Genomic DNA, 12,767 nt, shown 5'->3' on the forward strand with positions numbered 1-12,767 from the left:
TGTCCGCGTAGGCGGCCAAGTCTATTTGAACCTGGCGAATTGCGACGCCCCTCTTGTGCCGCGAGCGCCCTCGGCCTCCTGAGCATGCGCAATGCACCCCTCAACCATGGACCCGCCATGACCAGTCGTCGCCATATCTGCACGTTTGCGGTCTCTTCGCTGTTTGGCGTTCACCTCGGAGCCTCCGGGCAAGACCGGCTCGTTGAGGGCCAGCACTACGTGCCCGTTTCGCCACGGCAGCGCACTCGCAGCCCGCAGCAGATCGAGGTGATCGAGTTCTTCGCCTACAGCTGCTCGCACTGCAGCGTATTCGAGCCTGCACTGGATGCATGGCAGAAAAAGCTCCCAGGGGACGTTCTCTTTCGCCGCATCCCTGTGGCTTTTCGCCCGGAATACGTGATCCACCAGGCGCTGTATTTCGCCATCGAGGCATTGGGGTTGGTGGAGCAGCTGCACCGGAAGGTGTTTCATTCCAATCACGAGGCCCATCCACACCAGCACCTGGACAACGCCGACGACATCGCCGCCTTTGTTGCAAAGAACGGCGTTGACCGGTCCCGCTTCATCGAGACGATGAACTCTTTCTCCGTCGCCGCCAAGATTCGGCAGGCGAACCAGTTGGCCGAGGGCTACAAGATCGAGGGGACGCCGTCACTGGGGGTGGACGGCAGATGGCTGACATCCGGCTCCCTTGCGGGCTCGAACCAGCGCTCCCTCCTTGTTGCCGACTATCTGATTGCACAGGCAAGGAAGGTACGCTGAGCAGCAGGCGAGCCGGTCTACTTCACCGACTTGACGACATAGTCATTGCCGTCCTTGACGAACTCGACCTCGACGCTCTTGCCCTCACTGAACTTGTCCATCAGCTTTTTCTCCTTGACTTTGAAGGCCATGGTCATCGACGGCCAGTTCAAGCTGGGCACAGGCTCATGCGCCAACGTCACGTTGCCGGCCTTCGCATCGACCTTCTTGACGGTTGCCTTCGTCTGGTGAGTGGCAGTTGCGCCGGCGGCCGACTTCTTGGCCATGTCCATCCCCTTCATGTCATCCATTTTTTGCTGCGCCAGGGCACCACCCGACGTCGCAACTCCCAGGACCATGGCCAAAACTAACGCTGACTTGCTCATGAAATTCTCCTTGTGAACAGGTTGAAGAAAACTGATTTGCGACTCGGCAACTTGGTTCCCGTCGCCGCACCCTCTCGCCGGCGCCGGAGCAACAGGTAGGCCGCCGGGATGACGAACATGGACAGCAGCGGCGCGGTGATCATTCCCCCGACCATCGGGGCGGCGATCCGCTGCATGACCTCCGAGCCGGTGCCCGATCCCCACATGATCGGGAACAGGCCGGCCAGGATGACCGCGACGGTCATGGCCTTGGGGCGGACCCGCAGGACCGCGCCCTCGCGGATGGCGTCCAGCAAGTCCTGCTCGCCGGTTGTGCCCCGCTTGAGTCGCGCTTCCCAGGCGTGCTTCAGGTACAGCAGCATGATCACGCCGAACTCGGCCGAAACTCCTGCCAGCGCGATGAAGCCCACGGCGCCGGCGACCGAGAGGTTGTAGTCCAGGAGGTAGAGCAGCCAGATGCCACCCACCAGCGCGAACGGCAGCGTCGCCATGATCAGGAACGCCTCCTCGAAGCGTTTGAAGGTCAGGTACAGCAACACGAAGATGATCAGCAGCGTGAACGGCACGACCACCTTCAGCTTGGCCGTGGCGCGCTCGAGGAACTCGAACTGACCCGACCAGGAGATTGAGTAGCCGGGCGGCAGCTTCACCTTCGCGGCGACCGCCTCTTGCATGTCGCGAACGGCGGACCTCAGGTCACGGCCGCGGATATCCACGTACACCCAGCCGGACAGCCGGGCGTTCTCGCTTCGCAGCATCGGCGGACCGTCGGTGATGCGCACTTCCGCCACGTCGGACAGCAGGAGGCGGGCGCCCTGCGGGCTGACGATCGGCAGGGTCCGCAGTTTTTCCAGGGAATCGCGGATCTCGCGGGGGTAGCGCATGTTGATCGGGAAGCGCTGCAGGCCCTCCACGGTCTCGCCGATGTTCTCGCCGCCGACGGCTGACGCGATGACCGACTGGACGTCGGCGATGTTCATGCCGAAACGCGCGGCGGCATCGCGGCGGATGTTCACGTCGACATAGCGCCCGCCCGTGAGGCGCTCGGCAAGAGCGCTGGTGACGCCAGGCACGTCCTTCAGCACCTTCTCGATGTCCGCCGTTGCCCGGTCGATCTCGGCCAGGTTCTCGCCCGCGACCTTCACGCCCACCGGGCTCTTGATGCCAGTGGCAAGCATGTCGATCCGGTTTCGGATGGGCGGCACCCAGATGTTGGCCAGGCCGGGGACCTTCACGAGCTGATCAAGTTCCTCCACCAGCTTGTCGGAGGTCATACCCTCGCGCCACTGGTCGCGCGGCTTGAACTGGATCGTGGTCTCGAACATCTCCAGGGGCGCGGGGTCGGTCGCCGTTTCCGCGCGTCCCGCTTTGCCGTACACGCTGGCGACTTCAGGCAGCGTCTTGATCAGCCGGTCGGTCTGCTGCAGCAGTTCGGCGGCCTTTCCCGCCGACAGTCCCGGCAGCGCCGACGGCATGTACAGCAGGTCGCCTTCATCGAGCTTGGGCATGAACTCGCCGCCGATGTGCTGCAGCGGCCACAGGCTCACAGCCAGCACCAGGGCCGCGATCCCCAACGTGGTCTTGGGCGCGCGCAGGACCCGTTCGAGCAGCGGCTGGTAGGCCGCGATCAGGAAGCGACTGAGGGGATTGGCCTTCTCGTCCGGGATGCTTCCGCGAATCAGGTACCCCATCAACACGGGGATGAGCGTGACCGACAGGCCCGCCGCTGCCGCCATCGCGTAGGTCTTGGTGAAGGCGAGCGGCGAAAAGAGCCGGCCCTCCTGCGCTTCCAGCGTGAACACCGGGATGAACGACAGCGTGATGATCAGCAGCGAGAAGAACAGCGCTGGCCCCACTTCCGCCGCCGAGTCCCCGATCACCCGCCAGCGCGCCTCGCCTTCGAGCTTCCCGCCGGGGTGGTCGTGCTTCCAGGTCTCGAGGTGCTTGTGGGCGTTCTCGATCATCACCACCGCCGCGTCCACCATCGCACCGATGGCGATGGCGATGCCACCGAGCGACATGATGTTGGCGTTGACGCCCTGGTAGTGCATGACGATGAAGGCCGCCAGGATGCCCAGGGGCAGCGAGATGATGGCCACGAAGGCTGAGCGCAGGTGGAACAGGAACGCAAAGCAGACCAGCGCGACCACCAGGAACTCCTCCGTCAGCTTGAAGGCCAGGTTGTCGACGGCGCGCTCGATGAGGCTGGAGCGGTCGTACACCGGGACGATCTCCACGCCCTTGGGCAGGCCGGCCTGCAGCGACTTGAGCTTGGCCTTCACGGCCGCGATGGTCTCCAGCGCATTCTTGCCGGAGCGCATGACGATGATGCCACCGGCGGCTTCGCCTTCACCGTCCAGCTCGCCGATGCCGCGCCGCATCTCCGGGCCGACCTGGATGCGGGCCACGTCGCCCAGGCGCACGGAAACGCCGGCCGGCGTGGTCATGAGCGGGATCTGCCGGAAGTCGTCGAGTGACTGCAGGTAGCCCGAGGCGCGCACCATGTATTCGGCCTCGCCCAATTCGAGCACGGAGCCGCCGCTTTCCTGGTTGGCCTTTTGAACCGCTTCCGCCACCTTGGTGTGAGGGATGGAATAGGCGGCCAGCTTGTCCGGGTCCAGCACGATCTGGTACTGGCGCACCATGCCGCCCACCGAGGCGACCTCGGCGACATTGGCCACGGACTTGAGCTCGTACTTGAGGAACCAGTCCTGCAGGGCGCGCAGCTGGCTCGCGTCCATGGTGCCGCCGCGGTCGACCAGCGCGTATTGGTAGATCCAGCCGACGCCGGTCGCGTCCGGCCCGAGCGAGGGCTTGGCCGCAGCCGGCAGGCGGGACTGGACCTGGCTGAGGTATTCAAGCACCCGGGAGCGCGCCCAGTACAGGTCCGTGCCGTCCTCGAACAGCACGTACACGAAAGAGTCTCCGAAGAACGAGTAACCGCGTACGGTCTTGGCGCCCGGCACCGAGAGCATGGTTGTCGTGAGCGGGTAGGTGACCTGGTTCTCGACGATGCGCGGCGCCTGCCCGGGGTAGGTCGTGCGGATGATGACCTGGACGTCCGACAGGTCGGGCAGCGCGTCCAGCGGCGTCCGAAGCAGCGAGTAGACCCCCCAGGCGCTGATGACGAGCGTGGCCAGGAGCACCAGGAACCGGTTGACGATGGACCAGCGGATCAGCCGCGCGATCATTTCTTGCCCCCGGCGGCGGTGGCCGGGGCTGCGCCGGGAGAGACACGGGTCAGCTGCGGTCCCTCGGCGCCCATGTAGAACTCGAAGGTGATGCGGTCGCCGACTTCCAGGTTGCGCGGCATCGCGCCCGCGGGCGGCAGCTTGAAGTCCATGGTCATCGGTCCCCACTGGATCGAAGGGATCGGCCCATGAGACAACGTCAGCGCGTCGCGGCCGATGGCTTCCACCTTGGCCTCGCCTTCGTGCCGGGCGGCGGTGTTGGCCGCCGAAGGCTTCGGTGCGTCGTTCAATCGGGCCTCGACACCTTTCAGGCTCGCTTCCGAGTCGATCAGGAACTGGGAGGAGACCACGACTTTCTGGCCGGCTTGCAGGCCACGCTTGATCTCGGTCTGGCCGCCCGACTCGATACCCGCCTGCACTTCCACCGGCCGGAACCTGCCGTTGTCTTCGGCGACCATCACCACGGTGCGCCTGCCGGTCTGGATCACGGCTTCGGTGGGAATCAGCAAGACGTTTTCGCCACGCATGTCCATGAACTGCATGGAGACGAACATGCCCGGCACCAGTCGCCCACCGGGGTTGGCCAACTCGAGGCGGGCCTTGAGCGTGCGCGTGGCGGCGTTGACGTCTGGCAAGAGCGCCTGGACCCGACCTTCGAACGAAACACCCGGCACCGCCGGGGTCTGGGCCCGCACCATCGCCCCTGGCCGAATCAGGGCGGCTTGGCTCTCGGGGACTTCGGCGTTCGCCCACACCGTGGCGAGCCCATTGATGCGAAACAGCGGAGCGCCGGCCATCACGGTCATGCCCTCGCGCGCCGTCAGTTCCGCGACGACGCCCCCGATAGGCGCCAAGATCGTGGTGCGCGCCTGCGCCTTGCCGGTGCGCTCCACCAGCCGGATCTGGTCCTCGCTCATGCCCGCCTGCCGCATGCGCTGGCGGGCGCCGTCGACCAGGTCCGCCAGGTCGGTGCTCTCCATCCGCTTGAGCGACAGGAACTCCTCCTGCGCCGCCACCCAGTCGGGCACGTAGAGGTCGACCAGCGGCTGGCCCTTGTTGACGCGGTCCAGCGTCGCGCGCACGTGCAAGCGTTCCACGTAGCCGGTGGCGCGCGCCTGGACGATGGCCTGGTCGCGCTCGTTGAAGGCGATGCTGCCCACCGCGGCCACTTGCGGCGTCAGTTTGCCCTCGGTGACGAGCGCCGTGCGCACGCCCAGGTTTTGCTGGATGCGTGGACTGACGGCGACCTTGCCCTGGTCGGTGTCGCCCTGCGCATAGACCGGCACCAGCATCATGTCCATGAAAGGCGACTTGGCCGGTTTGTCGAACTTGTTTCCGGGCACCATCGGGTCGTGGTAGTAGAGGATCTTGTGGCCGTTGGCCGGGTCCATGTCGCCGGCCTTGATGCCGGCCGCCATGTGGCGGCGCGTGGCCTCTTCGCCTTGCGCAATGGTTTGCGGGAGGTTTTCCGGCGATGTCGAAGCGGGCGTCGCCGAGACGCTCGCACCCGTGCTGCCCGCTTGCCGCTTGCCCAGTTCGAAAGCCGCATACACGACCAGCGCGATCGCAGCAGCGGTGGCTATCACCGTGACGGCAAGTTTCCTGTTCATGGTTTCTCCTGGCGCTGCGCGGCGGGGTTGTGATCCGGGATGAGGAAGTTGAGTTGCGCCCAGGCGCGGGCGGTTTCCATCTCGACCGTCAACGCCTGCATGCGCGCATCGACTTCGTCGCGCCGCGCCAGCAACGTGGCCGCGAGCGAACCCTTGCCGCTGCGGTACTCGGTCAGGGAAGCCTCGGAACGCCGCTTCGCCAACGGGACCAGCGCATCCTGGTGACGTGCCACCCGGGTCTTTCCGGTCTTCCACTCGTTCAGCAGGGTGCGGAGTTCGGCCTCATGGTGGCGCCGCATCTCCTCGTATCTCGCGCGCGCCTCGTCGACCATGGCGAGCTTGGCCGCGACTTCACGGTCCTGGCGGTTCTTCTGGTCCCATTGCAGAGGAATCGAGACTCCGACGGAAACCATATTGGAGTAGGCGGAGCCCCGTTGGCTGTACATGGCCTCGATGCTCCAGTCGGCGTTCTTGTTGGCCTGCGCCAGGCGCGCCTCGGTGTGCGCGGCTTCCACCTCCGCCCTGAGCATCGCAAGGTCGGGGTGGTACAGGATGTGGTCATTCAACGGGCCCTCCTCGAGACTGGTGGACTGCCAAGGCGGGGCACCGCTGGTGGACCGCGCGGCATCGGGACCCAGCCAGCGGTTGAGCATCCAGGCGGCGTTCGTGTCCTGCTTGTCGACCTGGCTCAATCGGTCCTCCAGCATGACCAGCGCCGTCTGCGCAGCGAAGACATCCGCCTGGCTGTTGCGCCCCGCGCCGAAGCCCGACTGGGTGGCCTGAAGCTGAAGTTCGGCTTCCTGGAGCTGCCGCAGGACCAGCTCGCGCATCTGCTGCGTGTAGTAACGCTCGATCCAGGCGATGGCTGTCTCGCGCTGGATGGTGGCCAGGTTCAGCTGGCTTTCGGCTCGGGTGCGGTCGGCTTCCCGCTCGAAACGCTCCGCGCGCAGCTGGCGCTTGTGCGGGCCCGGCAACTCCTGCGACAAACCGATGCGGCGCATCGTCATGAAGTCTCGCGACAGGCTCAGGCGGTCCGGCCCGTTGACGGGAAGATTCTCGACGCCCAGCTTGAGCACGGGGTCCGGCAACCGGCCGGCGACGACGGCCATGTGGCGAGACGCCGCGATGGAGGCGTTGTTGGCCGCGAGTTGCTGCGACCGGGCAACGGCAAGCGCTTGCGCCTGCGGCAGCGTCAAAGGTTCGACCGCCCACACGGGCACGCCGAGGTAGGCGGCCAACACGGCCGGCGCGCATAGGCGCCTCAATAGAAAAACAGGCATGGCAACTCCAGACAACGAAGAACACTCTGCCGTTGCACGCGAAATGCGTCAGGCAGCGGTCAAACGGTCTGGGCTGTCAAATGCGGAAGCAGCAGTTGCGTACCGAGATCGGCGGAGCCGTGGTGCGCAACATAGAGGGGGCGCGCCCGAGGGGCGCGGCCACCGGCGCGCGCGCCGGCTCGATGGTGTAGGTGAAGCCGGTCGCCACGGCACCGACAGGGGCCACGGACGGCAGTTTGTCGGCGGTCTGTGGCGCGGACTGGCAGTGCGCATGGCACAGGCCGGGCTGCTCGGCGTCCACCGTGGGCATGTCACCGGCACAGGGCATGCCGACCTCGGCCATGGCTGCCACTTCGGCGACCTTGTCTTCGACCGGGCAAACATAGCCCGCCACCGCCAGCTGCATGAACAGCAGGCTGACCAGCGCGAAGAGCACCGTGATCAGGCGATGACGTCGACGAGGGAACATGGAGGGAATTGTAGTTGTACGCTTGGCGCCATGCTCGCACCGCGTAAAGGAGCCTCGATAGTGAAAACATTCTTCCTCTACGTCGTCACCGCCATCGCCGAGATCGTCGGCTGCTACCTGCCTTTCCTCTGGTGGGTCAAAGGAGGTAGTGGCTGGCTGCTGGTTCCCGCGGCCTTGAGCCTGGTCGCGTTCGCCTGGTTGCTCACCCTTCATGACGCAGCAGCTGGACGCGTCTATGCAGCCTACGGCGGCGTCTACATCGGTGTGGCTCTCGCGTGGCTGTGGGCCATCGACGGGATAAGGCCGACCCCGTGGGACGTCGCCGGGGTCGCCATCAGCCTGGCCGGCATGGGCCTCATCGCATTCCAGCCTCGATAGCGGGGTGATCGTCCTTTCGGTGCAGATTGACACGGTTGCCGCAACTCATCTCCGCCTCCCGCAGCACAGGACTCAGGCTCCCCAGGTGCTCACTGGCGCGTCCACGATTTGGCGAATGCCGACAGGTCAGCGTGCTGCGAGTCGGCGAAGCGCAATGCTTCACCGACATTGGGTGAGCCAGTTGCGGCCCGCATGATCAGTGCGCGGTGGATGCTGCTGTCGATCCCGATGAGGTACGGCAGGTAGTCGTCGACGAACGCTACCGGCCGCAGCCGATGCAAGGTCTCCGCCTTCGGACTGTGGCCACCTGGTGCGATGTTGTCGGTGGCGTGGACCATGTCGATCGGGAAACCGTGGGCGCGCAAGTTGCGCTCGCGGGCCGAGCGAAATTCTTCGGGTAGCGCCGTGACGCATACCAACTCAAACCCGGCTGCAATGAGCAGGTGGCAGGCTTCCACGGCGCCTGGCACCGGTGGAATGCCGCACCAGAACTCTTCGTCGAAACAGCGCCGCAACATGTCCAGGCGTTCGTCAGCCAGACGCTCAACGTCCCAACGGTCGATCGGCCAATAGGCAAGTGGGTCGCGCTCGCGCGGAAGCTGGCCAAAGGCCTTCTGCCACGCGCCGGCGTAGGCCAAGCCGTAGTCCAGCAGGACCCCGTCCGCGTCCAGCGCAATGATCCCTTTTCTTGCCATGAAAGCTCTTGTTGCTCGTTCGATTTAAGGGTGATTCTGTGTTGGATGCAGATTGTCGCTTCACGCAGGCAACAACAGCCGCTGCGCGCGTATCGCCGCGATCTTCTGCGGGATGCGGAACGAGTGTTCCTGTGACCCTTGCAAGAAGCGCTCGATGGTGTCGAGCATGTCGGGCGTGAAGTCGGGATGCCGGTAGCGGAGAAGGCCGTTCAGCATCATCAGCGCGTTGCTCAGCCCGAAATCCTTTCGGTCATCCTCAGGCAATCCGAACATCGCGGCCTCCAGCGCCTCGCCAAGCAGGCCGATCTTCCACAGCACCAAGACGATCAGGTATGCGACGCACGCATAGCCCATGTCGTCCTGAAGGCGGTTCAGCAGTGCATTGACGAAGCGCGCGCGCTCATCATCAGTAGCCAGCCGCCCATGAAGGGCCAGGAGTGCGTCGAGGTTGTCGGACTTCACTTCGGCGGTTCCCGCTTCGGACACGATCTCCTGATTCGTCGTGGCCTGCATGACGCGCATGTCATTGCCGAGTTGCTTGATCTCTTTCCCCTCCATCACGATATGGACACTGCCAAGACCACCGGCCTGGCGACCATTCAGCTCGTAGCGGCTGAGTTCCGTCTGCAGGACCGAAGCAACGTCCTTCTCAATCGGATCCACTATCGCATGCAGCGCCTCGACTGGGATCGGCAGGTCACTAGGCTTCGGCTTGCGCATGCCCTTGCACACCACCCTGACGTGCTGCTCATGACCGTCTTCATCGCTGACGCCGAAGACTACAGTGAGGTCTTCGCCCTCATCTTTCCGAGGTTTGCCGCGGATCATCACCATCGCCCTCGATGGCAACGAGGTTCCGGGGGCGATGCGATAGTCGAAGTGGGCAGTGCCGTGCATGTGCCCACGCTGCTCGCGCACGGTAATCATGTCAGTCAGAACCTCGCCACGAATTTTTGGTTTGATGATGCGGACGCGCATCAATCCAATAGGTGCGGCACTTTGATTCTTGACAGCGAAATCCGCGACGATCTGTGTGACCAAGGAACCGTCTGCCTGTTTGGCGACTGACCATCGGCAGTGTTGGGCAATGGGCGTCATGTAGAAGGTCTTGCGCGCCTTGGCCTCGATTCGCCCGCCTCGCCATGCGGCAACCAGAACGTTGATCCATTTGAAAGCTGCCAACACGCCGAACAAGACAACGCTGACTACTAGCCAAGGCCGGTAGTCCTTCGGCAGCTCGCCGTTGATTTGCGGCACGAACAGCAGCAGCCCGGCCGCGATCGCGAGTGCCGTGAGCAGCCAAGCTGGTAGGTCTTTGACCGCTGAAACGAATTTGGCTGTGAGGTCAGTGCCTTCGGCGGGTGTCATCGATGCGTTCCGGTACGGTGCAGTGTACTGCCGCAAAAATTACTCTAAAGGTTTGTGTTTCGTTTTGGGCTGCAGAGGCTCGACCGCCACATTGGGCGGTGCGCCCTCCAGAGCAAGTGTGGCGCCCGCCGGCCTCAGGTGATGCTTGCGCTCGTTCCAAGCCTGCCGAACGAAAGGATCCGTCACCGCATACGCTCCGTGAGCGATCCGCATAATGATGTTGGCATCGCGCATCTCCTCCGTCATCCGTTGAACCTGAATTGCCGTCACGTCCCCGCCAACAGCCTGGCGGTATTCAGCCAGCGCGTCTGCAGCGTACAAGCCCGTCGCGGCCTCCTCGGCACGCGCAACCCGATCGAAGATCGCCTCGGCGAGCGTGCCGAGGTCCTCGAGCTTGCGCAGCTCTGTGTCCGCGGCGCTTGTCTTCAGCGCGTGGGCAATGGCCGGAAACACCAGGTCCGCTTGTGAAGGATTCTCCTGCTGCAGGATGCGCAGCGCCCGAACCATTTCCTCGGGCCGGAAGCCCATGGTTTCGAAGGCGGTCGTGGCCAGCGGCAGGCTGGGGATGGCCGGCGCCTTTTGCGCGGCCAACTCTTGGAGCAGGTACTCGACGTATTCGCCGTCGAGTGTCGGGTACGGGATCGATGTCGCCCCCACGAAAGCCTGGTTGCGGCCGCGCGTGAGTTCGGCCACCTGCGCACGGTGTGACCCTGTCCCGATGAAGATGAAGAACCCGGGCGTGTTCGGGCGCGGATTGATCGCATCCCGCGCGGCCTTGATCGCCAGCATCATTTGAGCACCGCTATCGGAGGCGAGGGTCTGCTGGACCTCGTCGATGATCAGCACGACGTCGGTCTTTGCCCGGTCGACGACCTCTGTGAGCGCCTGGGCGAGCGTTGTTCCACCCGGCTCCCCCACGTCGCCGAGGTTGAAGGCAAATTTGAATCCTGCCGCACCGACGTCTACGCCCTTCAGCCGCTTGACGCGATCCCACAGGCCAGAACCTGGTGCCTGCATGTCCTCGAGCGTGCGCCGGACGGCGGCATTCACCAAGGCTGCCGGGTCGGCCTTGGTGTCGCTCCACAGGTCGACGTAGACCACGATCGCGCCACGCTCTTCGAGGGCAGGGATCAGGTCCTGGCGAAGGAATGTGGTCTTGCCGGTGCGCCGCTGGCCAGCGATGAACAAACCGGACCGAAGTCCTTGATCCAGTACCCCTGGATTGAGTAGTTGCTGGGCCATCTGGGTCGCCAGTGGCGTTCGCTTGAAATAGGTCATTTTATCTCCGATTATGACAATAGGATAATTATCAAGATTGGATAAATCAAGATAAAAGCTCCCCTTTCCTAACGCACCTCAGCTCGGGATCGTCCTTCTCGTACAAATTGGCGCGTTTTGAGGGTTGCGGTTCGCTACCGCCCAATCACGAGGTCGCCCACCCAACCCGATGCACAGCCGCCGTGGCGTCGTGGCGGGCGTCATCTTCGGAATGCAAATAGACACTGGTCGTGCTGATATTGGCGTGGCCCAGGTTGTCGCGAACCACCTTGATATCGGCTTTCTCGCTCAGGTGTGAGCCCGCTGTGTGGCGCATCCAGTGCGTGGACGCCTGCTCAAGGTGAGCGGCAGCAGCCTCGAATTCGGGCCCGCGCTGGCGCAGCCGGGCTGCGCTGTCGCGCATCACCGCCTTGACGATCTCGTGGATCGCGCTACGTGCCATGGGTCTGGCAGGGCCGATCAGCGGAATCATGAGGGGCAAGGCCTCGCCTTCGAGTGGCAGCGGGCTCAAGCTGGCCACCTTGCGGTAGCGGATCAATTCAGCCATGAGTTCACTGGTGGCCGGTACCAGCCGGGCCTTGCCTCCTTTGCCAATGACTTCGAGCCACCAGCGCTCGCGGCCGTCGGCGCCGCGGCGGCTAAAGAAACCGCCCATAGTTGCATTGCAAATCTCCGAAACCCGCAGCCCACCGACGTAGAGCAAAGAAAACAACCAGCGGCAGCGTGAGGCGTGCAGTCGGTCCCGCTCGGTGGTGACGGGCATCGCCTCGATCGTGGTCTTGACGATTGTCCAATGCTCCATGGGGAGGAAGCGGCTGACGCGCGGCGCCGCGTGCCTTCGTTTGCGCCGGCTGAGGGCCAGCGGGTTTCCGGCGAGATACCCCGCTTCCACGAGCCAAGACAGCATGGCATTCAGGATCGACAGAGCTTGGCGCTGACTCGACGCACCTAGCGGACCCGCAAAAGGTCGCCACAACGGCGAAGTCCGGCTGGGCTTTTGACCGGGTGCCATCACCCAGCGCTCGGCCGGCTGCGGGTCGGCCAGGAACCGCTGGTAGATCAACAGGTCCTCGTGAGTCAGGTCTGACAGCGCCACGCCATGCTGTAGCCCGCACCACAGCATGAGGCGCTCGGCCTCTTTGCGGTAGCTGGCCAGGGTCGCCGGAGAGTCCGTATATCGAGCCAGCCAGGCGAGGACTGCCGAGCGGTCGTCGGTCGCGGTCAACTGCCCCGGCGAGGTAGCGCGATTGCGCCCGTGGCTGCCATCCAGGCGAGCGGGAAATACCAACTGATCCGGGGTGACCAGCGGATTCACGGTGAGCTACTTGGAAATGGCCGCATCGCCTGATATTATGGACATTAGATTGATTA

11 protein-coding genes are annotated in these 12,767 nt (G+C 64.3%); 2 read left to right on the plus strand and 9 right to left on the minus strand.

Features of this window, described 5'->3' with window-relative positions:
* The first annotated feature begins 117 nt into the window (after positions 1–117).
* Complete coding sequence (locus EEB15_RS07405; protein ID WP_141509165.1) at positions 118–762, plus strand: thiol:disulfide interchange protein DsbA/DsbL; 645 nt, start codon at positions 118–120, stop codon at positions 760–762.
* A gap of 17 nt (positions 763–779) precedes the next feature.
* Here EEB15_RS07405 and EEB15_RS07410 read toward each other — a convergent pair whose 3' ends face one another.
* The 5 genes from EEB15_RS07410 to EEB15_RS07430 all read right to left on the minus strand — a co-directional run bounded on the left by EEB15_RS07410 (position 780) and on the right by EEB15_RS07430 (position 7,677).
* Positions 780–1,127: a copper-binding protein gene (locus EEB15_RS07410; protein ID WP_141509167.1), complete on the minus strand. Its 348-nt coding sequence runs from the start codon at positions 1,125–1,127 to the stop codon at positions 780–782.
* Positions 1,124–4,318 (minus strand): efflux RND transporter permease subunit, encoded by a 3,195-nt coding sequence (locus EEB15_RS07415; protein ID WP_141509169.1) that lies wholly within the window; start codon positions 4,316–4,318, stop codon positions 1,124–1,126. The genes EEB15_RS07410 and EEB15_RS07415 overlap by 4 nt, the downstream gene beginning before the upstream one ends.
* On the minus strand, positions 4,315–5,928 hold the full coding sequence (locus EEB15_RS07420) for an efflux RND transporter periplasmic adaptor subunit (protein ID WP_141509171.1): 1,614 nt from the start codon (positions 5,926–5,928) through the stop codon (positions 4,315–4,317). The genes EEB15_RS07415 and EEB15_RS07420 overlap by 4 nt, the downstream gene beginning before the upstream one ends.
* Positions 5,925–7,208, minus strand: coding sequence for a TolC family protein (locus EEB15_RS07425; protein ID WP_141509172.1), 1,284 nt, complete (start codon positions 7,206–7,208; stop codon positions 5,925–5,927). The genes EEB15_RS07420 and EEB15_RS07425 overlap by 4 nt, the downstream gene beginning before the upstream one ends.
* A gap of 76 nt (positions 7,209–7,284) precedes the next feature.
* The gene (locus tag EEB15_RS07430) at positions 7,285–7,677 is read right to left on the minus strand and encodes a hypothetical protein (protein WP_141509173.1); all 393 of its coding nucleotides are present in this window, start codon (positions 7,675–7,677) and stop codon (positions 7,285–7,287) included.
* 60 nt (positions 7,678–7,737) lie between these two features.
* Here EEB15_RS07430 and EEB15_RS07435 point away from each other — a divergent pair, with 60 nt between their 5' ends.
* The gene (locus tag EEB15_RS07435; protein ID WP_141509174.1) at positions 7,738–8,055 is read left to right on the plus strand and encodes a YnfA family protein; all 318 of its coding nucleotides are present in this window, start codon (positions 7,738–7,740) and stop codon (positions 8,053–8,055) included.
* 89 nt (positions 8,056–8,144) lie between these two features.
* On the opposite strand, the gene EEB15_RS07440 is transcribed toward EEB15_RS07435, so the two are convergent.
* The 4 genes from EEB15_RS07440 to EEB15_RS07455 all read right to left on the minus strand — a co-directional run bounded on the left by EEB15_RS07440 (position 8,145) and on the right by EEB15_RS07455 (position 12,711).
* Positions 8,145–8,750, minus strand: a complete 606-nt coding sequence (locus tag EEB15_RS07440) for an HAD family hydrolase (RefSeq protein WP_141509175.1) — start codon at positions 8,748–8,750, stop codon at positions 8,145–8,147.
* Between the two features lie 60 nt (positions 8,751–8,810).
* The gene (locus EEB15_RS07445) at positions 8,811–10,118 is read right to left on the minus strand and encodes a hypothetical protein (protein ID WP_141509176.1); all 1,308 of its coding nucleotides are present in this window, start codon (positions 10,116–10,118) and stop codon (positions 8,811–8,813) included.
* Between the two features lie 39 nt (positions 10,119–10,157).
* Entirely contained in the window at positions 10,158–11,396 is a 1,239-nt protein-coding gene (locus tag EEB15_RS07450; protein ID WP_233259391.1) for an ATP-binding protein, read from the minus strand.
* 145 nt (positions 11,397–11,541) lie between these two features.
* Positions 11,542–12,711: a tyrosine-type recombinase/integrase gene (locus EEB15_RS07455; protein WP_141509177.1), complete on the minus strand. Its 1,170-nt coding sequence runs from the start codon at positions 12,709–12,711 to the stop codon at positions 11,542–11,544.
* Positions 12,712–12,767 lie beyond the last annotated feature (56 nt).

It is taken from the genome of Ramlibacter sp. WS9 (genome assembly GCF_003797765.1).
Classification (GTDB): Bacteria; Pseudomonadota; Gammaproteobacteria; order Burkholderiales; family Burkholderiaceae_C; genus Ramlibacter.

What these genes read in the sequence shown, in the direction of transcription:
- EEB15_RS07405 (WP_141509165.1), top strand. Translation starts at nt 118, where the DNA reads ATGACCAGTCGTCGCCATATCTGCACGTTTGCGGTCTCTTCGCTGTTT.
- EEB15_RS07410 (WP_141509167.1), bottom strand. Translation starts at nt 1,127, where the DNA reads ATGAGCAAGTCAGCGTTAGTTTTGGCCATGGTCCTGGGAGTTGCGACG.
- EEB15_RS07415 (WP_141509169.1), bottom strand. Translation starts at nt 4,318, where the DNA reads ATGATCGCGCGGCTGATCCGCTGGTCCATCGTCAACCGGTTCCTGGTG.
- EEB15_RS07420 (WP_141509171.1), bottom strand. Translation starts at nt 5,928, where the DNA reads ATGAACAGGAAACTTGCCGTCACGGTGATAGCCACCGCTGCTGCGATC.
- EEB15_RS07425 (WP_141509172.1), bottom strand. Translation starts at nt 7,208, where the DNA reads ATGCCTGTTTTTCTATTGAGGCGCCTATGCGCGCCGGCCGTGTTGGCC.
- EEB15_RS07430 (WP_141509173.1), bottom strand. Translation starts at nt 7,677, where the DNA reads ATGTTCCCTCGTCGACGTCATCGCCTGATCACGGTGCTCTTCGCGCTG.
- EEB15_RS07440 (WP_141509175.1), bottom strand. Translation starts at nt 8,750, where the DNA reads ATGGCAAGAAAAGGGATCATTGCGCTGGACGCGGACGGGGTCCTGCTG.
- EEB15_RS07445 (WP_141509176.1), bottom strand. Translation starts at nt 10,118, where the DNA reads ATGACACCCGCCGAAGGCACTGACCTCACAGCCAAATTCGTTTCAGCG.
- EEB15_RS07450 (WP_233259391.1), bottom strand. Translation starts at nt 11,396, where the DNA reads ATGACCTATTTCAAGCGAACGCCACTGGCGACCCAGATGGCCCAGCAA.